This is a genomic window from Bordetella sp. 15P40C-2 (assembly GCF_009763235.1).
Taxonomy (GTDB): domain Bacteria; phylum Pseudomonadota; class Gammaproteobacteria; order Burkholderiales; family Burkholderiaceae_B; genus Bordetella_A.
This window is the reverse complement of sequence record NZ_WSJA01000017.1, coordinates 206,083-229,777: the sequence shown is the minus strand read 5'-3', so window position 1 is coordinate 229,777 and position 23,695 is coordinate 206,083. Positions and strand designations below refer to the sequence as shown.

At 60.4% G+C, this 23,695-nt stretch carries 18 protein-coding genes; 3 read left to right on the top strand and 15 right to left on the bottom strand.

Annotated elements, in window-relative coordinates:
- Positions 1–47: 47 nt before the first annotated feature.
- Entirely contained in the window at positions 48–2,453 is a 2,406-nt protein-coding gene (locus tag GOQ25_RS08150) for a glucose/quinate/shikimate family membrane-bound PQQ-dependent dehydrogenase (RefSeq protein WP_160349963.1), read from the top strand.
- A gap of 8 nt (positions 2,454–2,461) precedes the next feature.
- On the opposite strand, the gene GOQ25_RS08145 is transcribed toward GOQ25_RS08150, so the two are convergent.
- Complete coding sequence (locus GOQ25_RS08145; RefSeq protein ID WP_202109363.1) at positions 2,462–5,890, bottom strand: autotransporter domain-containing protein; 3,429 nt, start codon at positions 5,888–5,890, stop codon at positions 2,462–2,464.
- Positions 5,891–6,200: 310 nt separating this feature from the next.
- Here GOQ25_RS08145 and GOQ25_RS08140 point away from each other — a divergent pair, with 310 nt between their 5' ends.
- Positions 6,201–7,139 (top strand): LysR family transcriptional regulator, encoded by a 939-nt coding sequence (locus GOQ25_RS08140; protein ID WP_160349962.1) that lies wholly within the window; start codon positions 6,201–6,203, stop codon positions 7,137–7,139.
- A 1-nt stretch (position 7,140) separates the two neighbouring features.
- Here GOQ25_RS08140 and GOQ25_RS08135 read toward each other — a convergent pair whose 3' ends face one another.
- The 3 genes from GOQ25_RS08135 to GOQ25_RS08125 all read right to left on the bottom strand — a co-directional run bounded on the left by GOQ25_RS08135 (position 7,141) and on the right by GOQ25_RS08125 (position 11,907).
- Complete coding sequence (locus GOQ25_RS08135) at positions 7,141–8,130, bottom strand: tripartite tricarboxylate transporter substrate binding protein (RefSeq protein WP_160349961.1); 990 nt, start codon at positions 8,128–8,130, stop codon at positions 7,141–7,143.
- Positions 8,131–8,195: 65 nt separating this feature from the next.
- Positions 8,196–9,815 carry a hydantoinase B/oxoprolinase family protein gene (locus tag GOQ25_RS08130; protein ID WP_160349960.1) on the bottom strand — a complete coding sequence of 540 codons (1,620 nt, stop codon included), beginning with the start codon at positions 9,813–9,815 and terminating at the stop codon, positions 8,196–8,198.
- A 1-nt stretch (position 9,816) separates the two neighbouring features.
- Entirely contained in the window at positions 9,817–11,907 is a 2,091-nt protein-coding gene (locus GOQ25_RS08125; protein ID WP_160349959.1) for a hydantoinase/oxoprolinase family protein, read from the bottom strand.
- A 248-nt stretch (positions 11,908–12,155) separates the two neighbouring features.
- Here GOQ25_RS08125 and GOQ25_RS08120 point away from each other — a divergent pair, with 248 nt between their 5' ends.
- Positions 12,156–13,487, top strand: coding sequence for a hemolysin family protein (locus tag GOQ25_RS08120; RefSeq protein ID WP_160349958.1), 1,332 nt, complete (start codon positions 12,156–12,158; stop codon positions 13,485–13,487).
- Between the two features lie 116 nt (positions 13,488–13,603).
- On the opposite strand, the gene GOQ25_RS08115 is transcribed toward GOQ25_RS08120, so the two are convergent.
- The 11 genes from GOQ25_RS08115 to GOQ25_RS08065 form a co-directional block, all read right to left on the bottom strand.
- Entirely contained in the window at positions 13,604–14,029 is a 426-nt protein-coding gene (locus GOQ25_RS08115; protein WP_160349957.1) for a F0F1 ATP synthase subunit epsilon, read from the bottom strand.
- Between the two features lie 9 nt (positions 14,030–14,038).
- Complete coding sequence (atpD, locus tag GOQ25_RS08110) at positions 14,039–15,439, bottom strand: F0F1 ATP synthase subunit beta (protein ID WP_160349956.1); 1,401 nt, start codon at positions 15,437–15,439, stop codon at positions 14,039–14,041.
- A 43-nt stretch (positions 15,440–15,482) separates the two neighbouring features.
- On the bottom strand, positions 15,483–16,388 hold the full coding sequence (gene atpG / locus GOQ25_RS08105) for a F0F1 ATP synthase subunit gamma (RefSeq protein WP_160349955.1): 906 nt from the start codon (positions 16,386–16,388) through the stop codon (positions 15,483–15,485).
- Positions 16,389–16,487: 99 nt separating this feature from the next.
- The gene (atpA, locus tag GOQ25_RS08100; protein ID WP_160349954.1) at positions 16,488–18,029 is read right to left on the bottom strand and encodes a F0F1 ATP synthase subunit alpha; all 1,542 of its coding nucleotides are present in this window, start codon (positions 18,027–18,029) and stop codon (positions 16,488–16,490) included.
- Between the two features lie 39 nt (positions 18,030–18,068).
- Positions 18,069–18,608: a F0F1 ATP synthase subunit delta gene (locus GOQ25_RS08095; RefSeq protein ID WP_160349953.1), complete on the bottom strand. Its 540-nt coding sequence runs from the start codon at positions 18,606–18,608 to the stop codon at positions 18,069–18,071.
- Between the two features lie 12 nt (positions 18,609–18,620).
- Positions 18,621–19,091, bottom strand: a complete 471-nt coding sequence (locus GOQ25_RS08090; RefSeq protein WP_160349952.1) for a F0F1 ATP synthase subunit B — start codon at positions 19,089–19,091, stop codon at positions 18,621–18,623.
- 150 nt (positions 19,092–19,241) lie between these two features.
- Entirely contained in the window at positions 19,242–19,484 is a 243-nt protein-coding gene (atpE, locus tag GOQ25_RS08085; RefSeq protein ID WP_003815363.1) for a F0F1 ATP synthase subunit C, read from the bottom strand.
- Positions 19,485–19,600: 116 nt separating this feature from the next.
- Positions 19,601–20,482, bottom strand: a complete 882-nt coding sequence (gene atpB, locus GOQ25_RS08080; protein WP_160349951.1) for a F0F1 ATP synthase subunit A — start codon at positions 20,480–20,482, stop codon at positions 19,601–19,603.
- Positions 20,483–20,550: 68 nt separating this feature from the next.
- Positions 20,551–20,985 carry an ATP synthase subunit I gene (locus tag GOQ25_RS08075; protein ID WP_160349950.1) on the bottom strand — a complete coding sequence of 145 codons (435 nt, stop codon included), beginning with the start codon at positions 20,983–20,985 and terminating at the stop codon, positions 20,551–20,553.
- Between the two features lie 202 nt (positions 20,986–21,187).
- A complete protein-coding gene (locus GOQ25_RS08070; protein WP_160349949.1) occupies positions 21,188–22,762 on the bottom strand; it encodes a DUF1254 domain-containing protein in 1,575 nt (524 codons plus the stop codon).
- Between the two features lie 149 nt (positions 22,763–22,911).
- The gene (locus GOQ25_RS08065) at positions 22,912–23,688 is read right to left on the bottom strand and encodes an enoyl-CoA hydratase (protein ID WP_160349948.1); all 777 of its coding nucleotides are present in this window, start codon (positions 23,686–23,688) and stop codon (positions 22,912–22,914) included.
- Between the last annotated feature and the right edge of the window lie 7 nt (positions 23,689–23,695).

The following is a 23,695-nucleotide window of genomic DNA, read 5'->3' as shown; positions in this document are numbered from 1 at the left end:
CGATTCTGTCTATAGTGGTAAGACCCTAGATCGAAAGGACGCTTGCCATGAACACCGACGGCCACTCCAGGAGCGCATCGCAAACCTTAGGCTGGATCGTCCTGGTCCTCATCGCGCTCTATGCTTTCGCGGGCGGCATATGGTTGGCGGCGCTCGGCGGATCTTGGTATTACGTTTTATTGGGCATGGTCCTCATCGTTAGCGCCGTCTTTCTGTGGCGCTTTCGTGCGGCGGGTCTGTGGTGCTATGCCGTCGCGCTGCTCGCCACGTGGTTCTGGGGCATATGGGAAGTCGGTGCGGATTTCTGGGCCCTGGCGCCACGCTATGGTTTGCTGTTCTTGCTGGGGCTATGGTTCCTGCTACCCCCTGCCACGCGCGGGATTGTGTCGGCAGGCCCGGCCAAGGCCGTGATCGCGATTACGATGGTCGGCATGTTGGCTGTGATGGGCTATGGGATCTTCAATGATCCGCAGGAGATCAATGGCACCTTGGCGCGGGCCCAGCCTGCCCAAGCGCGCCCTGTGCCCGGCGTGGCACAAGATGACTGGCCGGCTTACGGTCGCACCGAAGGCGGTATCCGTTACTCGCCGCTGGCACAGATCAACGACAAGAACGTGAAAGATCTACAAGTCGCGTGGACCTATCGTACTGGCGACTTTCGCACCGAGAACGATTCGGCGGAAACGACCAATGAGGTCACGCCCATCAAGGTCGGCGACAAGCTCTTCCTTTGCACGCCACACCAGTTTCTCGACGCGCTGGACCCGGCCACCGGCCAACGGCTGTGGCGCTTCGATCCGCAATTAAAGGCAGATAAAAGCTTTCAGCATCTGACGTGCCGAGGCGTGTCTTATCACGATGCCGGCAACCTCGAACGTTTCCCAGGAAGTATGGGCAAATCAGGCAGCGCGCCCTCCTCCATTTGCCCGCGCAAAGTACTGCTGCCCACCAATGACGGTCGCTTGATCGCGGTAAATGCCGACAATGGGCAGAAATGCAGTGACTTCGGCAACGACGGTGAAATCGATCTGCAAAAAAGCATGCCACACGCTTATCCCGGTGGCTATAACCCCACGTCGCCGCCCGTGGTGACCGCCACGACCATCGTGATTGGTGGCTCGGTGACAGACAACTTTTCCAACAAAGAACCGTCTGGCGTGATTCGCGGCTATGACGTGAACACGGGCGAGTTGAAGTGGGTGTTCGATACCGGCGCGGAGAACCCCAACGCCATGCCCGGCGAGAACACACTGTTCGTGCACAACTCGCCCAATGCCTGGGCGCCGCTGGCCTACGACGCGCAGACCGATGTGGTGTACGTACCCACAGGCGTGGGCACGCCCGATATCTGGGGCGGCGACCGCGATGCGTTAAAGGAACGTTATGCCAACGCGATGCTGGCGCTGGATGCGTCCACGGGCAAACTGATCTGGGATTTTCAGACCACGCATCACGATTTATGGGACATGGATGTACCGGCGCAACCGTCGCTCATGGATGTGACGCTAGCGAGCGGCGAGACGGTACCGGCGATTTATATCCTCACGAAAACAGGCAATGTGTTTGTGCTCGATCGTCGCAATGGCGAGCCCATCGTGCCCGTCACCGAGCAGCCCGTGCCCCAGACCGTCAAGCGTGGCCCGCCGACGCAGGGCGAACGTTATGCGCCAACGCAACCGTTTTCCGCGCTTAACCTTGCACCCCAGGAGAAGCTGACCGATAAAGACATGTGGGGCGCCACGATGCTCGACCAGTTGATGTGTCGGGTGATTTTCAAACGCTTGAATTACGACGGCATCTATACCCCGCCCTCGGAGAATGGCACACTTGTTTTCCCCGGTAACCTGGGCGTTTTCGAATGGGGCGGCATGTCCGTGAATCAGGACCGTCAAGTGGCACTGACGAATCCTATAGGGCTGCCTTTTGTTTCCAAGCTCCGGCCCGAAGACGCAAACCGCCCGATCAAAGACCGCGAAGGCGGACCTGAAAGCGGCGTGCAGCCCATGTATGGCACGCCGTACGGCGTCGAGCTCAATCCCTTTCTATCCCCACTGGGGCTACCCTGCAAGGCGCCCGCGTGGGGGTATGTCGCTGGGGTCGATCTGCAGACCAACGAGGTCGTCTGGAAAAAGCGCATCGGCACGATTCAAGACAGCCTGCCGCATCTGTTTGAATTGCCGCCGGTCAAGATCGGCGTCCCTGGTCTGGGTGGCCCGATCTCGACCGCAGGCAATGTCATGTTCGTCGCCGCGACCCAGGACAACTACTTGCGTGCTTTTGATGTGAGCAATGGCGAACTGCTGTGGGAGGCGCGCCTGCCCGCTGGCGGTCAGGCCACGCCGATGACCTACGCGATTAACGGTAAACAGTATGTGGTCGTGATGGCGGGCGGGCACGGGTCATTTGGGACGAAGATGGGCGACTACCTGATGGCCTATGCCCTGCCGGATTAAGGCATGTGTCAAAACCTCGCCATCAGATTGAGGTTGACGGCGTTCTGCCGCAAGCCCGAGCCGAACTGGCCCTCGTAGGCCAGGCCGAAGCGCGTGTTCTTGCCGGCCTGAAAATCCAAGCCCGCTTCGAGGATCGCGGTGTTTTTGCCGATCGGGCTGCCGGAGACGGTAAAGGCATTCGATCCCGCAAGGCTAGCCGTGGAATCGGGCGTCGTGTCACCGAACGCATGCCGCCAGCCCACATCGATACGCGCCGAGGCCGGAATCGTGCCCAACTGGAACGCGGTCGCACCCCGCAAGCCCAGTGTCGAGAACGTCGTATTCGTCGTGTCCGAGCGGACCTTGAGCGCCGCGCCATTGGAGCCGTCTTCAGTAAAGCCGTCGGTTCTCAGGTTGACGTGAGCCAGGCTGAGATAAGGCTCGATGCTCGCAGCGTCAGTCAGGTGCGCACGGTAGCCCAGCTCGCTGAAAATCTGGAACGTGCCAGCATCGTAGTCGGATGACAGTTTGTCGTTATAGCCCGCGAATCCGACGCTACGATCCATATCCAGTTTGTGCCAGGTATAGGCAATGCCCGAACGCAGTGACAAGGCATCCGCACCACGCGGCCATTCCTTACCCGAGTACACGCCCAGCGTGTAGTTATCGCTGCCACCGGAAGAGGATCGATCTTTGACTTTGATGCTGGAATGGCTATAGCCCGCGAGCACACCGACTCGCCATGATGCCTGAACCTCCGTATCGATACCGGTGACAAAGCCGCCGGTGTTCGTGGTGGTACGGGCAGCGTTGCCGTTGCTTTTTTGGTTGCTCCAATCGCCGAAACCATAGCCCCATGCCACGGCACCCGATCTGTCATTGGTGGGTCCGGCGCTCGGCGAGTTCAACGATGCCATCGAACTCGCTCCGCTTGGCGTCGAGCCCGTGACTGATGCGGAATTGTCGGCATTCGTGACCCCTCCCAATCGATGCCATACCGCCGAACGCGTTGTCGCGCTGGTGTTGATCAAAGAGCCCTTGGCGGACGCATAGATTTCACCGGTCAGTTGCGGCAAGGCGGACCGTATGGTCGAACCATCGGCGGCGGAGAAGTCCAATGCCGTGATCAGCCCTTGCACATCGCTTGGGGCGCTGCCCGCGAGCGAGCCAAGCGCAGAACCCGCCGCGCGTGTGTTGGACGTGAAGGCATATTGCCCGTAAGCGTTTGCGGGACGTGACACCGCCACCTGATAGCGATTCGCGTCCAGCGCCGTGGCCTGGATTGCCAAGGTCGGCGACTCCGAATTCGTTGACAGCGTGCGGAAAGCACCGGTGAAGGAATCGGCTTGCACCCACTGCCCCGAAGTTACGCTAAAGCCGTCAGCGTAATAGCCGCGCTCGGGCGTGAAGCTGAGCTTGCCGTCGACGGCGGCATTGCCCCTGACACTGAGACTACTGAACTGACCTTGGTTATTGAACTGCAGGGCCAGCTCGCCGCTCGCGGGTTGAACATACGTCCCAGCGATGGTGATGGACTGACCCGCTTGCGCGGTGGTCAGTTTGCCCTGGTTGGTGAAGGCGCCCGCGCTATTGAGTTGATAACTGCCCGAAGACACCAGCGTCGCACCGGGCGCCACATTGGCCTGGTACAGCTCGTGGTTCCCGGTCAACTGGGTGACACCCCCCATCAGCTCCAACGACAGATTGTTAATGCCGACGATATTGCCGTCATAGACGCCCGCGAAACGCGAGTCAGCCTTGCCCGTGGACCGGCCGTTCGCGTCCGCCTGATAGCCGAATGTCAGTCTCGTGAGACGTTGCGCCTGGTTCTGATCAACCTGGTCATAGCGCGAGATGATGTCGCCCGTTAACTGCGCACCGCTCATCACATTGATCTGACCGACGTAGGCATTCTCGGAGATGTAGATCGAGGCATAGCTACCGGCCAATCGGCCCGTCACATCGACCTTGCTGACCAACGGGCCTCTCAGCTCGGCCAACATCAGCACGGGTTCTTCATCCGATGTCCGGATATAAGAGCCCCGATACTCCGTCTCATCGCCCAAGGAGTTATGACCGAAATCGAAGCTCGCCGCGATACCACCCTCACCCAACGCCTGCGCATCGCCCCGGTGCGTCAGGGTATGGCCTTTGCCATACGCGAACATAATGGCGCGCCCATAGGCGCCATCGGCGTGCACCCGGGTCCCCGGCAGTATGGTGAGGCGGTTATTCGCGCCGTCTACGCGTATGCCGCCTCCGCCCGCGCCAGCGGACAACAGATCCGCGCGCTGCGTGACGGTGTTGTTGCTGCCGTAGATATGCAGACCCAGGCCCAAGGTCGAGGTATTGTAGGAATTGGGCAAATACGCCGTGCCATCGGCGTTACGCGCGAAAAAAGGATGATCGTTAACCAGGGTTTGATTATCCCCATAGATCGAATACCCCCAGAAATTCCTGCGGTCGATCTTGTATCCCAGGTCTTGCAATACCGCGACCTCGGCCTCCATCAAATTCGTGTAGTTGCGATAATTCTGATGGCTCATCAGGCTGTTCTTCAGCTCCAGATGCGACCAGATGGGCGCATCGAAGTCATCGCCCCCGTACAGCGTGAGCGGGACGCCCGGCATCGCGCCGGCAAGGACCTCGCGCACGTGCTCGCCCGCGAAGTAGGCTTTGTCCTGGCGGACGTCGAATATGTCAGCCGGCGTTAGCGGCCGGCCGTTCTCGTCATGCGTGATGTTGTCGCAGTGTTCGCAATAAAGCACCTGGTTCGCACGCGCGCGCTGATGATTGTCGTCATAGAGATGCTCTTCCCAAACGGAGAGCGTCTTGGGAAACCGGATGATGGGGAGATCGTCTCCGTCGCCCTCATCCTCGTCGTCCTCGACGTCGTCCGGATACACCATGTTCGAACCAATTCCCAACGCGTGCGCGGCTTCGTGCACAATGACGGTGGTCATATCCAACTGAGGCGTCAAGACAATTTGAGATGGCCGATACGGCTCGTCGGTCCAGTTCAAGGTACCGATACCAACAAACCCATGCGCGCCGTACTGCAGTTCCCCCACGGCGCGATTGTTAATCGCAGCGTTAACGTTGGTGCCCACGCCGGTGCGATCGGACGCTCGCGCACTGTCGGCAAAAGCCCCCTCATCATCCACGGTACCCAGGTTGAGAATGGCCGGGTTGTTCCCCGGGGCAACCTGAATCAGCTCACCCCAATAATCCAGTGCGGATTTCACGCCGTTGACTTGCCCCGGGCTCAAGTTCCAGGTGGAAGTTTGCGGCTCGCCGTCTTCAGCGAAAAACGGGCCGTCGCCTACGTCGAAGATCCGCATTTCAAAAATGGGCACCCCATTTTTATCCAGAATCGTGCGTTGCTCTGACGACCAGGCCGTGGTGGAAGAGAACGCGCTGATTATCAGCGCGAAGGTAGGCAGCAGTTTGAATTTCATGGTTCTAATTCTTGTCTCGGATGAAATCGCGGAGGGGGAAACAGCATCCGAGACAATGTATTAGCGACAGCGCCGCCAGCCGTTTAATACCGGACCGCCCAGCAGGCCGGTAGAAGATCGCGGATTAAACTCGGTTTAAACGTTCAAAACGCCTTTCAGCTGGCTCGGGCCCGGCGATTTTTCCCTAAGCCTGAAGGCGCTCGCATTATCATCACGGCTCGGCGCGCGCAAACCCGCCAGTATTTTCAAACTGGACCTGCGCGACAGCCGATTAACGAAAAAGCGCCTCAGAGCGCGTAGGGGTTTGCTCGTGTCTCGCCATATCTCGCTCAGGCATTTGCGCTGTTTTCTGGAAATCGCTCAGACGGGCTCGTTCACGGCGGCCGCCTCGCGGCTGTTCATGACGCAGTCGTCTATCACCTACACCATTCAGCAATTCGAAGAGGCCATCGGATTAAAGCTGTTCGATCGCAGCACGCGGCGCGTATCGCTCACGGTCGAAGGCGAGCGCTATGTTCCGGAAGCGCAGCGTTTAATTCAGTTATTCGACACGTCGATCGCCGATTTACGCGCGACCGCGCAATTGCAGCGGGGCGAAATCCGTATTGCCAGCGCGATATCGTTTATTGAATTTTTCCTGGTCGATATTATTCGCGAGTTCAAGGAACGCCATCCCAATATCCGGGTTTCTATCCGCGATGCGGGCGCCGGACTCGTGGAACGCATGGTGATAAATGGGGAAATCGATTTGGCCATCGCGGGGCGGTTTGAGGATCGACCCGACTTGGTTTACACGCCCTTGCTGAAAGACCGCTATGGCGCGATATTCGATCCCGCCGATCCGCTGGCGCAAAACATGGACGAACCGCTGACCTGGGATCAACTCGACCCGGCGCGATTTATCGGGCTGACCGATGACACCAGTATCGCCCTGCACATCAAACGCTGTGCGCCGGACTTTATCAAGGCTACCCGCGACGAGGCGAAATACTCCAGCACGACGACCTTGTTTCCCATTCTGAAGATCCCCGGGAAATACTCGCTCGTGCCCGCGCTGACCGCCGCCAGCGGGTCGGTTCAGGGTTTGCGGTTCCGCCTGCTGGATAAACCGACGACACATCGCGAACTGTGCGTGGTGTCGCGGCAGCTGAGCACGGCCTCGCCGGCCGCTGCCGCGTTTCTTGAATGCATTCAAACCAAGTTACGCAGCAGCACCCTTCCTCCTGGAGTGATGCTGCCAGACGCTTGAATCAATCCGCCTTGATGTTGGCGAGATCGATCACTTTCTTCCACTTGGCTTTTTCGCTCTTCATATGCGCGCCGAGTTCTTCGGGCGTGGTACCGACAACGGTAAAGCCCATGTTCTTCAGGCGGGTCGAGACAGAGGGATCTTTCAACGCATCATTGAACGCCTTGTTCAACGTGGCCACGGTGTCCGCCGGCGTGCCAGCCGGGGCGACCAGTGCATACCAGGCTTCAATCTCATAGCCGGGGATACCGCTTTCAGCAACGGTGGGCAGATCCGGCCATTCGGGCAGGCGTTCCTTGGTCGTCACGGCCAATGCGCGCAGCTGACCTTGCTTCACGAACGGAGCCGCTTCGGGCAGGATCGCGATCATGAACGTTGCGCGGTTGGCCACCATATCGGCCAGCGCCGGCGCACCGCCCTTATAGGGCACGTGCACGGTCTTCAAACCGCCGACTTCGTGCTTATACAACTCCGTGCCCAGATGGGCAGGCGTGCCGTTACCCGAGCTGGCATAAAACGCCGCATCGCCTTCTTTCTTTAGCTCGGCGTTCAGTTCCTCGATGGACTTGATGTCTCGCTGGGAGCTGACCAGCACCATGCTGGGCAGCTTCGCGCCCAGCGAGATCGGCTGAAAATCCTTGATCGGGTCAAAACTGAGCTTGTCGTACAAGCTGGTGTTGGTCGCCAGCGCGGCGGATGTCCCCAGCAGCACGGTATAGCCGTCCGGTGCCGAGCTTGCCACGTAGCTCGCACCAATATTCGATCCACCGCCCGCGCGGTTCTCGACGATGATGGGCTGCTTGAGCGATTGACTCATCTTCTCGCCCACGATACGGGCCATGGAGTCCACCGAACCGCCCGGCGCATAGGGCACAACAATGCGCACCGGGCGTTCTGGAAAGGCAGCCACGGAGGGCGCCGAAAACGACAAAGCAGCAGCCGCGACGGCCACTGCTCGTAAAGAAACTTGACTCAGTTTTTTCAAAGACATGTTTTCCCTCTTGCTCTGTTATGACGGGGCGCACCCGCGCGCCCCTTTGACTGCCAAACTTACGTTCAGCCGATATACCCCAAGGCCAAGTCTTGGCGTTTACGGTCCTCGGCGCGACGCGTCGCAGGTCCGTAACCACCACCGCCCGGGGTGCGTAAGGTAACCTCATCACCAGGTTGCAACACTTGCGGTAAACGCGTATTGATCGGCTGGTTGTTGATCAACACTTCGCCCAGTGCGCCCTGTTCGCCGCCACGAATACCCGGCGCGGCGAACTTCGTGCGTTCGGTCAGGAAGATGATGGTCAATGGGCCGGTATGCTGATTCACAAACGTGATCTCTTGCCCCAAACCACCGCGATATTCCCCCGCGCCACCGGAGTTGGCGCGCAACGCTTTGGCCTTGAAAAAGACCGGGGATTCTTTTTCGGCGATTTCGATCGGTGTGGGCGAGATATTGCTCGGCCACGACATCGCCGGCGCGCCATCTTTGTGTGATGCCGCACCCATCCCGCCATTGAAGAACAATACGGTCGCAAACGGTTTGCCGTTCTCGCGCACGCCCGAGAAGTTCGAGATCCATAGCGGCGAGCCCGCACCGCCGATCACACGATCGGGCAATACCTCTTGTAGCGCGCCGAAGACGACGATGGGCACGTAGTGACCCGTGCATGCACGGCCGCCGACCGGGGCCGGCTCGCGCGGGTTCAGAATCGAGCCTTCCGGCGCATGCACCTTGATCGGGCGGAACAAGCCATCGTTGTTCGGCAGATCGGGCAGCAGCAGAGACTTGATCGCATAGACGGACATGGCCGTCGTATAAGCCAGCACGCAGTTGATGCCGCGCGGTTGCTGCGGCGAAGAACCCGTGTAGTCGCAGCTGATCTCCTCGCCGGAGATTTTGACGGTCACATGATAGTCAAACGGCTGGTCGAAACCGTCCGTCTGCATGTGGTAGCGATACTCGCCATCGGGCAATGCGGCGATGGCCTGACGCATCGCGACTTCGCTACGATCAAACAGCGCTGCGGCCAAGGGGTCCACGCCCGGCAAGCCATACTCGGTCAGAATGTTTTCCAGACGCGAGGAGATGAGTTCGACCGCGCCCACTTGCGACCAGATATCGCCCACAGTCTGATCGGGCGTGCGCACATTGGTGCGCAGCAGTGTCAGCAGCGATTGATCCGCCTCGCCTTCCGACAACAAGCGCATCAGCGGGATATGAAAACCTTCCTCGAACAACTCGCGGCTGTCGACCGAGCGGATCTTGCCGCCGATATCGGGCACGTGCGCGGTCGACGCGGCGAACGCCACCAGTTGGCCTTCGTGGAAGATCGGCTTGACCAGCGTCACATCGTTCAAATGCCCCGTGCCGATCCACGGATTATTCGTGATGAAGACATCACCGGGCTTCATGCTGGCATGGCCAAACTTGGCGATCGTGGCCTGCACGGTGCGCGGCAGCGTACCGATAAAGGACGGAATACTACCGCTGTTTTCCGTGATCGACCGGCCTTGCGAATCGGTCAACACCACGGCGAAATCGTTCGCCTCGGTCGACAAGGTCGAGAACGACGTGCGGATGATCAGTTTGGCGGCTTCGTTGACGACCGATCGCACGCGGGTCCAGAACACCTCGAGGAAAATCGGGTCGGCAGCCGCTTCGGACATTTTTACTTCGTGCATATCACTCACCAATTTCAATGATCAGATTGCCGGTCGCCGACTGCGTGACGTGCCCTCGCGGACCCACGACCAACGTTGAGCCCTCGTCTTCCACCAGCAACGGACCTTGAGCCGTAAAGCCCGCGCGCAGTGCAGCGCGTTCGTAGATAGGCGTGTTGTGATAGCCGGCAATTTCACGGAAGTACACGGGACGCCATGCGCGCGGCTCGACCGAGGCGGCTGCCTCAAGCGGTGTTTCGATCAGTTCTTCGCGCGGCGGCGCCTCGCCGCTGACGCGCAGGTTCACGAGTTCGATCGGCACATTGGGTGGCGTGCGTCCAAACTTTTCGCGATAGCCCGCTTCGAAGGCCGCCACCAGGCCGCGGCGAACGGCGGCTTCGTCGGCGGGGTGATAGGGTCCCTCGGGCAAAGCGACCGTCAACGTAAAGCCCTGTCCCGTGAACCGGCCGTCCGCGTAACGCGTCAGGCGAATCGGGCCAAAGGTTGCATCCAACGGTGCGAGTGCCTCGGTGACTTGCGCATCGAGCGACGAGAACATCTGCTCCAGCGATGCCAGCTCGTCGGTCGAAGGACGGAAGCTCGCCGTCTTGGCACGGTCGGCGCGCGCCGGCGCAACGAGCAAGCCATACGCCGATGCTACGCCCGCAGCCGGCGGGCAGATGATCTTGCGCACGCCGATTTTCTGCGCCACATAATAGGAATGCAGCGGGCCACCGCCTCCCGTGCACAACAACACAAAGTCACGCGGATCGCGGCCGCGTTCGGCGACGTGCACACGCGCTGCGCTCGCCATGTTCTCGGCCACGACATCATGGATGCCCCATGCCACTTCCTGGGCCTCGCAACGCAACTGCTCGCCCAGGTCGGCAAGCGCCGACTTCGCGCGCGACACGTCGATCTTCATCGCGCCGCCGGCGAAGTAATCCGGGTTCAAATAACCCAACACCAGATTCGCATCGGTGACGGTGGGTTCGATGCCACCCAAGCCATAGCAGGCCGGGCCGGGCTCGGAGCCCGCGCTTTGCGGCCCCACTTTCATCAAACCCAACGCATCTTTATAAGCAATACTGCCACCGCCCGCGCCGATTTCGATCAGGTCGATCGTCGTGATACGGATGGGCAAGCCAGAGCCTTCGGCAAAACGCTTTTGCCGTGCCGCTTCGAAGGTGTAGGAAATCGCGGGACGCGATTTTTCCACCAGGCAAAGCTTGGCCGTGGTGCCGCCCATATCGAAGGCCAGCAGATTGGCGTGATCATCACGCACGCTATGATGGGCGGCGGAAATCGCGCCGGCCGCGGGACCCGATTCCAGCAAATCGATCGGCGTCTTCTTCGCTTCCGCAATATGCGAAAGGCCCCCGTTAGAGAGCATCATCAACACGTCTTTAGGCAGACCCAGCTCCATCAGCCTGCGGCGCAGCGTGTCGAGATAACCCATCGCCAGCGGCTTGATATAGGCGTTCGCACTGGCCGTGGACATCCGTTCGAATTCGCGGATGACCGGTGCGACATCGCTGGATAGCGTGACGCTGAGGTTCGGGTACAGATCGGCGATCACCGCCTGCACTTGCTGTTCGTGCGCGACGTTGGCATAGGAATGCAGCAAGCACACCGCGATCGAATCAACGCCATCGGCCACCAACTGCTCGACGACGCGGCGCACCTCTTGCGCGTCCACCGGCGCCACCTCATTGCCGCGCGCGTCCATGCGAGCGCTGATCTCGACCCGCAGGTTGCGCGGCACCAGCGCGGGCGCGGGCTCGATGCCCAGGTCATACAGGTCGTACTTACGCTCGTTGCCGATCTGCACGATATCGCTAAAACCTGCAGTCGCGATGAGCCCGGTCTTGGCGCCACGGCGCTCGATCAGCGCATTGGTGAAAAGCGTCGTCGCATGCACGACGCGCGCGACATCCGCAGGCGTCACACCCGCATGTTCGATGAGCTGCTTAATGCCATTCATCACGCCGTCGGTGGGATCACCGTGCGTGGTCAACACCTTCAAGGTGCGCAGCGCGCCAGATTGGTAGTTCAACGCGACGACGTCGGTGAACGTGCCTCCAATATCAATTCCAATTGCCCATTTGGCCACAGCGATTCGCTCCCGCAGATAGATGGGCTCATCTTAGGGATCGAAATTACTGCGGTCCAATGAAGATTTTGGCTTGATTAATCGAACATATCGATAAATGACCGTAACGAACCGCGCCGGGCGTGCCGCTGCAACATTGTCATCAACGTAGCTCCTGGACACGACACATCCAATGGCGCGGTAAAGGGTCCACGGTAGAATCGACGCGTGTATCACTTCAGCGAGCCCGGCCACTCTCGCCCTTGGTAATGACACTTGGACAGAATCTTCTGCTGTTGTTGGCGCTGTTGATCGCAGCCGCGTTCTTCTCCGTGGCGGAGATCGCCCTGGCCGCCTCGCGGCGTCTGCGGCTGCGGCAACTGGCCGAGGCGGGCGACACCCGCGCGGAAGAAGTCCTGCGTGTGCAGCAGCAGCCCGGACACTATTTCACGGCAGTTCAGATCGGCGTGAATGGCCTGGCGATTCTGGGCGGTATCGTGGGCGAAGGGGTATTCAGTCCGACTTTCTCGGGATTTCTCGCGCGCTGGCTCGAACCGGAGCTGGCCGGCACCCTGGGGTTCATCGGTTCGTTCGTTCTGGTGACTTCATTGTTCATCGTGCTTACCGATTTGATCCCCAAGCAAGCCGGCATGGCCGAGCCCGAGCATCTCGCGCTGCGGGTCATCGGGCCGATGCGCATTCTGGTGCGGATTTTTTCGCCCCTGGTGTGGTTGTATTCGCGTACCGCCGACCAGTTGATGCGTCTGCTGCGCTTGCCGACACGCCGCGACGAACGTATTACGTCAGACGATATTCTGGCGCTGGCCGAGGCGGGCACGCGCTCGGGCGTGCTGGCGCGCGGTGAGCAGCGCATTATCGAAAACATCTTTGAGCTGGATACCCGCACGGTGGAAAGCGCGATGACACATCGCGATCGGATCGCCTGGTTCCTGCAGGACGACCCCGAGGACATCATCCGCGCGCGCATCGCCGAAGAACCGTTTTCCACCTATCCCGTCTGCCGCGGCGACATCGATCACGTGGTGGGCTATGTCGATACGCGAGACTTGTATCAGCGGCTGCTGAATGGTCAATCGATCGCGTTGACCGATCCCAAGCTGATTCACAAGGTGCTGGTCGTGCCCGACCGGCTGACGCTGGCCGAGGTGCTGGAACAGTTTCGGCAGGTGGGCGAAGACTTTGCGATGATCGTCAACGAGTACAGCTTGATCGTCGGGTTGGTGACACTCAACGACGTGATGAGTACCGTGATGGGCGAACTGGTATCGCCGGGCGACGAGGAGTTCATCATCCAACGCGATGATCATTCCTGGCTGATCGATGGCGCGACACCGATTCAGGATGTGGGACGCGTGCTCGGCATCGAGGACGAGCTCCATGGCGAGGAATACGAAACGCTGGCCGGGTTCTTGATGGAAGCCTTGCGCCGGGTGCCGCGTCGAACCGACATCGTTAACCTGGGCGGCTACCAATTCGAAGTGATGGACGTGGATACGTATCGCGTGGACCAGGTGCTGGTGACGCGTACGGCGCCCGTGCCGCCCGCGGGTGCCAGCGCTGCCGGGCAGTTACCGGACTAAAAACGCGCGACAAATCCACACGCCGAACATCCACCCTGCATAAACAAAAAGGCAGCCGAAGCTGCCTTTTGTTTACTGCGACGCCCGCCAGCGTCAAACGCCAGCGGGGGTACTGCTTAGTGCGTGCTGCGCGTTTGACGAAGCTTGCGCGCGGCCACAGCCTGGGCGGCCAGCATGGCCAACTCGGCTTCAACCACGGCGATATCGGCCTTGTCCTTGGCATTGCGCAGGGCTTCTTCGGCCTTGGCGCGCGCTTGTTCGGCGCGAGCTTCGTCCAAGTCAGCGGCACGGATTGCCGTATCGGCCAACACCGTCACCATGCCAGGCTGCACTTCCAAGATGCCCCCGGCGACGAAGATGTTTTCCTCGGCGCCATCCGGACGGACGATTTTGACCGTACCAGGGCGTATGCGCGAAATCAGCGGGGTGTGGCCGGGCAGAATGCCCAGTTCACCCGCTTCGCCAGGCAGAGCCACGAACTTCGCCTCACCGGTGAAGATCGATTCCTGTGCGCTGACGACATCCACATGCAGGGTAGCCATATCAGATCCTTATTGCAGTTTCTTGGCCTTCTCGAAGGCTTCGTCGATCGTGCCGACCATGTAGAAGGCCTGCTCGGGCAGCGCGTCGCACTCGCCTTCGACGATCATCTTGAAACCGCGGATGGTTTCGGCCAGCGGCACGTACTTACCGGGCGAGCCGGTGAACACTTCTGCCACGTGGAACGGCTGCGACAGGAAGCGCTGGATCTTACGGGCGCGGGCCACGGCCTGCTTGTCTTCCGGCGACAGTTCGTCCATACCCAGAATCGCGATAATGTCGCGCAGTTCCTTGTAGCGCTGCAGCGTTTGCTGCACGCCACGGGCCACGGCGTAGTGCTCTTCGCCCACGACTTGCGGGTCGAGCTGGCGGCTGGACGAATCCAGCGGATCCACGGCCGGGTAGATACCCAGAGCAGCGATGTCACGCGACAACACGACGGTCGAGTCCAAATGCTGGAAGGTCGTGGCAGGCGACGGGTCGGTCAAGTCATCCGCAGGCACGTACACGGCCTGGATCGAGGTGATCGAGCCGGTCTTGGTCGAGGTGATGCGCTCTTGCAGCACGCCCATTTCTTCGGCCAGCGTCGGTTGGTAACCCACGGCCGACGGCATACGACCCAGCAGTGCCGACACTTCGGTACCGGCCAGGGTGTAACGGTAGATGTTGTCCACGAAGAACAGGATGTCACGGCCTTCGTCACGGAACTTCTCGGCCATCGTCAGGCCGGTCAGTGCCACGCGCAGACGGTTGCCCGGAGGTTCGTTCATCTGACCGAACACCATGGCCACCTTGTCCAACACGTTGGACTCTTCCATTTCGTGGTAGAAGTCGTTCCCTTCGCGGGTACGTTCGCCCACACCGGCAAACACCGACAAACCGCTGTGCTGCTTGGCGATGTTGTTGATGAGTTCCATCATGTTGACGGTCTTGCCCACACCGGCGCCGCCGAACAGACCGACCTTACCGCCCTTGGCGAACGGGCAGACCAAGTCAATAACCTTGATGCCGGTTTCCAGCAGTTCCACCGACGGCGACAGTTCGTCGAAGCGGGGAGCGGTCTGGTGAATGGCGCGCTTTTCGTCGGCCTGGATGGGGCCGGCTTCGTCGATGGGACGACCCAGCACGTCCATGATGCGGCCCAGCGTGCCGTGACCCACGGGCACCGAGATCGGCGCACCGGTGCGCTCGACCTTCATGCCGCGACGCAGGCCGTCGCTGGAGCCCAGGGCAATGGTACGAACCACGCCGTCGCCCAGCTGTTGCTGGACTTCCAGCGTCAGACCCTTTTCGGCGAACTGCGACGTATCGTCAGCCAGGGTAAGCGCTTCGTAGATCTTGGGCATTTGATCGCGGGGGAACTGAATATCCACCACGGCGCCGATGCACTGAACGATGGTTCCGTTGCTCATGTCGATTCCTTGCTTGATAGCTTTTTGACGGGATGCAGCCTGCTTACACAGCGGCTGCGCCCCCTACGATTTCCGAAATTTCCTTGGTGATCGCTGCCTGACGGGTCTTGTTGTAGACCAGTTGCAGGTCGCCGATAACCTTCTTGGCGTTGTCCGACGCAGCCTTCATGGCAACCATCCGGGCCGATTGCTCCGAGGCCATGTTTTCGGCCACTGCCTGGTACAACAGACCTTCGACGTAACGCTGCAACAGATCGTCGATCACGCTCTTGGCATCGGGTTCGTAGATGTAGTCCCAGCTGTAGTTCGATTTGACTTCGGAAACGGATTCCAAAGCCTCAGCGCCCGACTGGAAGGGGTCATCCAAGCCGCTGGCCAAAGGCAGCAGACGCAGGAACACCGGCTCTTGCTTCATGGTGTTCACGAAGCGGGTCGACGCCACATACAGAGCGTCGATCTCACCATTGAGGTAAGCGTCGAGCTGCACCTTGATCGCGCCCAACAGACGGTCCAGATCCGGCTTGTCGCCGAGCTGAACTTCGTTGGAGACGAGGTTGGCGCCGATACGCGTCAACAGGCCCAGACCCTTGTTACCGAAAGCCGTCGTGCGCACGGGAATGCCGCGCTGCTCGAATTCTTTCAGCTTGGCCAAGGTGACACGGCTGATGTTGGTGTTCAGACCACCGCACAGACCCTTATCGGTCGTGACCAGCACGACACCGACCGCTTTGACTTCGCGCTCGATCAGATAGGGGTGGCTGTACTCGGGGTTGGCCTGCATCAAGTGCGCGGCGATCTCACGCACCTTGGTGGCGTATGGACGGCCCGCGCGCATCCGTTCCTGCGCCTTGCGCATTTTGGATGCGGCGACCATTTCCATGGCCTTGGTGATCTTGCGCGTGTTTTGCACGCTCTTGATCTTGGTTCGGATTTCCTTAATTCCGGGCATTGCGCTTTCCTGTTGTAACGGCTTGGCGGGTTACGGCCGGGGCTCGCCCCGCCCTACCGTAGGGCGGACACGGGGTCCGCCACTACGCCAGACATTGCCTTAAAAAGCACCGTGCTTCTTGAAATCCTGGAGAGCGGCGGCCAATTCGGCCTCGTCGTCCTTGGACAGTTCTTTGGTGTCTTCAATGCGCTGGATCAGGCCGGCGTGCTTGGCTTTGAGCTGGTCCTTGAAGGACTTTTCAAATGCCAGAACGCGCGTGACGTCCACATCGTCCAGATAGCCGTTGTTGACGGTGTACAGCGTGACGGCCAATTCCCACACTTGCAGCGGCTGGTATTGCGGCTGCTTGAGCAGTTCGACCACGCGCTTGCCGCGCTCGAGCTGGCGACGGGTTGCGTCATCCAGGTCCGAGGCGAACTGAGCGAAAGCGGCCAGTTCACGGTACTGCGCCAAGTCGGTACGGATACCGCCGGAGAGCTTCTTGACGACCTTGGTCTGAGCGGCACCACCCACACGCGACACCGAAATACCGGCGTTGATAGCGGGACGCACACCAGCGTTGAACAGGTCGGTTTCCAGGAAGATCTGACCGTCGGTAATCGAGATCACGTTGGTCGGAACGAAAGCCGACACGTCACCAGCCTGGGTTTCGATGATCGGCAGCGCGGTTAGCGAGCCGGTCTTGCCCTTGACGGCGCCGTTGGTGAACTTCTCGACGTACTCTTCGTTCACGCGAGCGGCACGCTCGAGCAGACGCGAGTGCAGATAGAACACGTCACCGGGGTAAGCTTCACGGCCGGGAGGACGACGCAGCAGCAGCGAGACCTGACGATAGGCCCAGGCTTGCTTGGTCAGATCGTCATAAACGATCAGCGCGTCTTCGCCGCGGTCGCGGAAGTATTCGCCCATCGTGCAGCCGGCGTAGGCAGCCAGGTATTGCATGGCGGCCGAGTCGGAGGCGGAAGCCGCCACGACGATGGTGTATTCCATGGCGCCGTGCTCTTCGAGCTTGCGCACCACGTTGTTGATGGTCGATGCCTTCTGGCCAATGGCGACGTACACGCAGGTAACGCCCTTGCCCTTTTGGCTGATGATCGTGTCGACGGCAACAGCGGTCTTACCGGTCTGACGGTCGCCAATGATCAGCTCGCGCTGGCCACGGCCGATCGGCACCATCGAATCGATAGCCTTGATACCGGTTTGCAGCGGTTGCGACACCGAGCGGCGGGCGATAACGCCGGGAGCCACTTTCTCGATGATGTCGCTTTCTTTGGTGTTGATCGGGCCTTTGCCGTCGATCGGCAGACCCAGCGTGTTGACCACGCGGCCTTTCAGTTCGGGGCCGACGGGGACTTCGAGAATGCGGCCGGTCGTCTTGACCTGATCGCCTTCGGACACACCGGTGTAGTCACCCAGAATAACGGCACCGACGGAATCGCGCTCGAGGTTGAGCGCCACGCCGAAGACGTTGTTGGGAAACTCGAGCATTTCGCCCTGCATCACGTCGGACAGACCGTGAATACGGGTAATACCGTCGGTCACGGACACGACCGTGCCCTGGGTACGAATGTCAGCCGAAGCGCCCAGGCCCTCGATGCGGCTCTTGAGCAGTTCGCTGATCTCGGAGGGATTGAGTTGCATATTGACTCCTGGAATCCTGTTTATCTGGCCGAGCGCGCGTCAAGCGGCCAGCGTATCCCGCAAGCGGGCCAATTGGGCTTGTACGGAAGTATCGAGCACCTGGTCACCGACCGCCACCCGCACGCCGCCGATGAGCGACTTGTCAACGGAGACGCTGGGATTGAGCTTGAGACCGAACTTGGCCTCGAGCGCATCGACCAGTTCTTTGACCTGAGCGTCGCTGAGTTCGAACGCGCTGGTGATTTCCGCCTGCGCCGTGCCTTCGTGGCGGTTTTTCAGCGCGACGAATTGTTTGGCGATGATGGGCAGCAACAGCAGCCGGTCGTTAGCCACCAGCAGCTCGATGAAGTTACGCATCTGCTGGGGCAACGGCGATTTGATCAGGCCGGCGAACAACTCGACACGCTGTGCATCTGCCAATCGGGGATCGGACATTGCTTCGCGCACGTCGGCGTTGTCGGCCACCTGGGCCAGCTCGCCGATCAGATCGGCCCAAGCCGGCAGGCCGGCCTTGTCGTCGCGCGCCGCGCTGAATAGCGCTTCGGCGTAGGGCCGGGCGACAGTGGAAAGTTCAGCCATGGCGTTCCCGGATTAAAGCTGCGCCTTGAGCTGGGTCAGCAGCTCGGCGTGTGCGCGGGCGTCAACCTCGCGCTTGAGGATCTGTTCGGCACCCTTGACCGCCAGCGCCGCGACGTCGTCGCGCAGCGCATCGCGAGCACGTTGAACTTCCTGTGCGGCATCTTGCGCGGCTTGGGCGATGATGCGAGCACGTTCAGCTTCGGCTTCACGGCGAGCTTGCTCGATCAGCGAGGCGGCTTGCTTTTCGGCCTCGAGAATGCGAGCGTGGGTTTCGGATTTGGCAGAGGCCTCGATCAGACTGACGCGCGCTTGGGCTTGGGCCAAATCGGCCTTACCCTTCTCGGCGGCGGCTAGGCCGTCGGCGATTTTTTGGCGGCGCTCGTCCATCGCCTTCGTCAGGGGGGGCCACACGAATTTCATCGTGAACCAACCCAGAACGAAGAACACGAGCATCTGGAAAAAGATCGTCGCGTTCAGATTCACGGTCGTTCCTTTAACACCTTACGGCCCCGGGCGCACTAATGGCGACGCGGAGCACTCGATACTTTGCCGACTTGCAGCGGAGGATTCCGCTATTGTCGGCGTCATGCCCGCCACTGAACAAGCGGCGGGCGTTGCCATGATCCGTAGGGCTTAGCCGACGAACGGGTTGGCGAAAGCGAACAGCATGGCGATACCCACACCGATCAGGAACGCCGCGTCGATCAGACCGGCCAGCAGGAACATCTTGGTTTGCAGCGCGTTCATCAGTTCGGGCTGACGAGCCGAAGCTTCCAGATACTTGCCGCCCATCAATGCGATACCGATACATGCGCCGATAGCGCCCAGACCGATGATGAGACCGCAAGCGAGAGCAACGAAAGCGACGTTGGTCATGACAACTCCTTGGTTAGAAATCTGAAGTCAATTAATTAAGAAAACGGATACTGCTAGGAATGCAAGAAAACCTTGCGCCCCGACACGACCCGGATGGACCGCGCCGGGAAAAGGGGTCAATGCCCTTCGTGAGCCTGACCGAGGTAAACCAGCGTCAGCATCATGAAGATGAAAGCCTGCAAGAGCACGATCAGGATGTGGAAGATGGCCCACACCGAACCGGCTAAAACATGGCCAATCCCGAAACCGACGCTGGCGGCATTCAGGCCCGTCCAGGCACCGCCCAGCAGAGCGATGAGCATGAACACGAGTTCGCCGGCGAACATGTTGCCAAACAACCGCATGCCCAGCGAAACCGACTTGGCGGCGTATTCGATGATGTTGAGCAGCAGGTTGGCAGGCGCCAGCAGCACGGCACCGATGCCATGGGCATGGAACGGAGCCGAGAAGAGTTCTTTAACGAAACCGCCCGGATGCTTGATCTTGATGCCGTAGTAGAGCATCAGGAGCAGCACGCCCAGCGACATGCCCATCGGCACGTTCAGGTCAGCGGTCGGCAGAATACGGTGGTAGTAGAGCGGATCGTGATGGTCGGCACCCAGACCGGTCCAGCGGAAGATCGAGGGCAACAGGTCGACCGGGATCAGGTCGAGCACGTTCATCAGGATGATCCAGACGAACACGGTCAGTGCCAGCGGGGCGATGAACAGACGGCTCTTGGCGTTGTGCACGATGCCCTTGGCCTGCTCGTCGACCATATCGACCAGCATTTCCACAAAGGCCTGCAAACGACCCGGCACGCCCGAGGACGCGCGGCGCGCCGCTGCCCAGAGGAACAGCACGGCGATCAAACCCATCAAAAGCGACCAGAATATCGAGTCATAGTTAATGACGTCGAACTGAGCAATGACAGATTGCTTTTCGCCAATATTGTTCAGATGCACCAGATGGTGCTGAATGTACGCGGACTGAGGCGATACGTCGCTGGCGGCTGCCATTTGATCCCTACCCTGTTTGCTGTGTGACCGGCCCTTGCGAACCGATCGTTTGCATGATTTCTAAGCAACTACGACAACTTGCGGAACATCAACAGCAGAAGATAGCCCTTGAGGGTGAGTACCAGACCGAACAACACGGCCGGCCAAACCAGCCAGTCATGCGCCAGGCGCGCCAGTAACCCTAACAGCAAGGCCGTCATGAGCAACTTGACTACTTCACCAAAGAGAAACGTAACAGGACTAGCCCGACCCGCTTTCAGCACGTTCACGAGCAGACGCAACGCAAATAATGCGTTGGGTACGAAATACGCCCCTGCCCCCGCCAATGCTGACCAGCCAGCCGACGCCCCTGCAATGATCCCCGCAATTGCCGCTGCCGCGAGTCCCATGGCTCCCTGCGCGGCCATTACCCGCAGGAGCCCTCGGCAAGCCTGAGCATTCAATGCCGCGCGATCGGCATCGGTCAATGCCAAAGGTGTTTCAACCTGCTGGCCCTGCTGCATCAGATTTCCCCGCTCCTGCGCGATAAAGACGTGCGCGGTGGGTACACCACACGTGTTATCCCGCAAGCGTCAAACCCGTAAAGTATAGCGGGTTTTTACCTACGCGAGCAAATCAAAACAGAGGAATTTTCAGGTGCGTGAAAGGGACGCAACAGCAGCTTGCTGTTGCGTCCCGAGCGCTAAGACCACGTCGAGAATGGGGTTAATCGCGCCGTACGGGCGGAGGCGCCCAGCCACCATCGAGAGCGAGGTCTTTTGGAGAGTAAAGACGCATGTTGAGGGTGAATGGCCCTTCTTGCGGGGTCTGCAACCAATTCGCCCGCTTTTGCGTGCCGGGGTCGTTGCGAGAAAGATAAATGTCGAGCGAGCCGTCCGCGTTGTATTTCAACGGGTCGGTGCTGCGCAATGTGTAGCGGCCGCTGTTATTCGGCGACCAGGCATTGTTCTGGTTATAGACCGTCAGCGACCAAGAGCCGTTGACCGGGGGCAGCTGGGCTTTGTCGAAATGCAGGACGTAGTCTTCGTTGCTGACCAGCGGCCTACCCCTGTCGTCCACCGCGGTCACCGGATACAGCGCTTCATCCGGCGTGGTGGCGCCCAGGCCGGCATAGGCCACGGCCGCACGGCGTGCGTAGTCCGTGCCATAGCTGCCAATACCGGTGCGCACCGTATTCCAGCCGTTAGCCGGCGTACCCAGATGGGTCACGGTGTCGGCGATCCGGCGACCGGCCAAGGGACGCGCCTCTTCCAACGCTTGCTTGACCGCTGGATCAAGCCGGTCATAGGAGAACGGCTGAGGACCGATCAAGCCGATGCGATGCATGCGCGTCAGGATCGTATTGTCGTTCGCATGCGGCGGATTCGTGCGCAGCAATTCATTGAACAGCGTAAAGAATGTGGCGGCGGACATATTGGCGACCTGTTCCGCGGGCGTTCCCGCGAGATCCCAGGTAACCGCCGACGGTTGCGCAAACCCCGCAGCCGGTGGCCTCCAGGCGGATGCACCGCCGTAGGCACCGTCGTTTTGCCATGTAGGCGGCTTCGCGGCGCCGGCGCGCTGCGGCGACATGGGCAGCGGTGCGGGCGTCGGCGGCGACACCGCGTAGGGCGTCGCGCTCATCGCGGCCTGGAATTGATTCACGGCCCCGTATTCATTGGGCCCGCCCGTTTGAATACGCGCGAGCAACCAGCCCATGCCCGTCGGACTGCGGACCACGGGCGTGCCCGACGGCGCGGGTCCGTGCCAGTGCGGACCAACGAGCAAGAACTGCTGTTCCCCATCCCCCGTGACCCGGCTGCCGCGCGAGGCAAACTCATCGGACCACATATCTAGGAGCGAAATCGAGTAATACCGCCCGCCCGAGGCCGGCACACGGATGAGCAGCGGTTGACGGCTCACGTCATACCAGAGGCTGGAATACAGCATATCGGCGCTAGGCCAGCCCACATCCGTCGCGCCGGGCTCGGGGAAAGCGGTGCGGTGACCGAACTGATTCATGGGCGCGCGCCCGGCCAGTGATGTCTGCACCTGGGTCGAGGCACGGCGCGTGGCCTCCATCAAGACCATCGGGTAGGCATACAGATAGGCGTCGACCGCGATATCTTGCAATTCATCGGCGGTGACCGAGGGACTGACGGCGGCCGTGGGCGTTTGGGAAACCAGACGCATCGAAGGTTGCGGCGCCTGCGCCCATGCGGCGCAAGCAAAACCGGCGCTGATGGCGCCGGCGAGGATAGCCTTCGGCCACTCTCGGCGGTGAGCAATGCAGTAGGGCATGGAAAGGCTCCTTGTTCATGTTTGAAAAGACGAGCCGGCCATCCCCGCGACGGGGACGGCCTCTGACTATCACGCCCTGACAGCATAGGCCCGGAATAAAACCGCCGGGTAAAGCAAAGGTTACAGGGCTATACGCCCCTTATTCAGGTCTAACGGTGTGTAAACGCGGGCTTGCGCTTTTCCACGAAGGCCGCCATGCCTTCCTTCTGGTCCTCGGTGGCAAACAAGGAATGAAACAGGCGGCGTTCGTACAGCATGCCTTCGCTCAACGTGGACTCATAGGCGCGATTGACGCATTCCTTGGCCATCATCACCGACGGCAAGGACATCGATGCAATGACGGTGGCGGCCTCGATGGCTTCGTCCAGCAGCTTGTCGGCCGGCACAATGCGCGAGACTAGCCCGGCGCGCTCGGCTTCCTCGGCGCCCATCATGCGGCCCGTCAGCACCAGATCCATAGCTTTGGCTTTTCCGACCGCGCGCGGCAAGCGCTGGGTGCCGCCCGCGCCGGGGATCACGCCGAGCTTGATTTCCGGCTGTCCGAATTTGGCCGAGTCCGCGGCGATCAGCATGTCGCACATCATGGCCAGCTCGCAGCCGCCGCCCAGGGCGTAACCGGCCACCGCGGCGATGACGGGCTTGCGTACGCGCTTGAGGGTTTCCCAATTGCGCGTGATGTACTCGCTGTTGTAGACGTCCATGTAGGACCAGTCTTTCATCGCGCCGATATCCGCCCCCGCGGCAAAGGCTTTTTCGCTGCCCGTAATCACGATGGCGCCGATGTCTTCATTGGCGTCGAACGCGAGTAATGCCGCGCCGAGCTCATCCATCAGCGCATCGTTGAGCGCGTTAAGGGCCTTGGGACGATTCAAGGTCAACAAACCGACCCGGCCCCGGGTCTCGACCAACACTAAGGGTTCGCTCATGCACGGT

Coding starts and splice junctions, on each gene's coding strand:
- GOQ25_RS08150 (WP_160349963.1), top strand. CDS start 48: ATGAACACCGACGGCCACTCCAGGAGCGCATCGCAAACCTTAGGCTGG.
- GOQ25_RS08145 (WP_202109363.1), bottom strand. CDS start 5,890: ATGAAATTCAAACTGCTGCCTACCTTCGCGCTGATAATCAGCGCGTTC.
- GOQ25_RS08135 (WP_160349961.1), bottom strand. CDS start 8,130: ATGTCTTTGAAAAAACTGAGTCAAGTTTCTTTACGAGCAGTGGCCGTC.
- GOQ25_RS08130 (WP_160349960.1), bottom strand. CDS start 9,815: ATGCACGAAGTAAAAATGTCCGAAGCGGCTGCCGACCCGATTTTCCTC.
- GOQ25_RS08120 (WP_160349958.1), top strand. CDS start 12,156: ATGACACTTGGACAGAATCTTCTGCTGTTGTTGGCGCTGTTGATCGCA.
- GOQ25_RS08115 (WP_160349957.1), bottom strand. CDS start 14,029: ATGGCTACCCTGCATGTGGATGTCGTCAGCGCACAGGAATCGATCTTC.
- atpD (WP_160349956.1), bottom strand. CDS start 15,439: ATGAGCAACGGAACCATCGTTCAGTGCATCGGCGCCGTGGTGGATATT.
- atpG (WP_160349955.1), bottom strand. CDS start 16,388: ATGCCCGGAATTAAGGAAATCCGAACCAAGATCAAGAGCGTGCAAAAC.
- atpA (WP_160349954.1), bottom strand. CDS start 18,029: ATGCAACTCAATCCCTCCGAGATCAGCGAACTGCTCAAGAGCCGCATC.
- GOQ25_RS08095 (WP_160349953.1), bottom strand. CDS start 18,608: ATGGCTGAACTTTCCACTGTCGCCCGGCCCTACGCCGAAGCGCTATTC.
- atpE (WP_003815363.1), bottom strand. CDS start 19,484: ATGACCAACGTCGCTTTCGTTGCTCTCGCTTGCGGTCTCATCATCGGT.
- atpB (WP_160349951.1), bottom strand. CDS start 20,482: ATGGCAGCCGCCAGCGACGTATCGCCTCAGTCCGCGTACATTCAGCAC.
- GOQ25_RS08075 (WP_160349950.1), bottom strand. CDS start 20,985: ATGCAGCAGGGCCAGCAGGTTGAAACACCTTTGGCATTGACCGATGCC.
- GOQ25_RS08070 (WP_160349949.1), bottom strand. CDS start 22,762: ATGCCCTACTGCATTGCTCACCGCCGAGAGTGGCCGAAGGCTATCCTC.
- GOQ25_RS08065 (WP_160349948.1), bottom strand. CDS start 23,688: ATGAGCGAACCCTTAGTGTTGGTCGAGACCCGGGGCCGGGTCGGTTTG.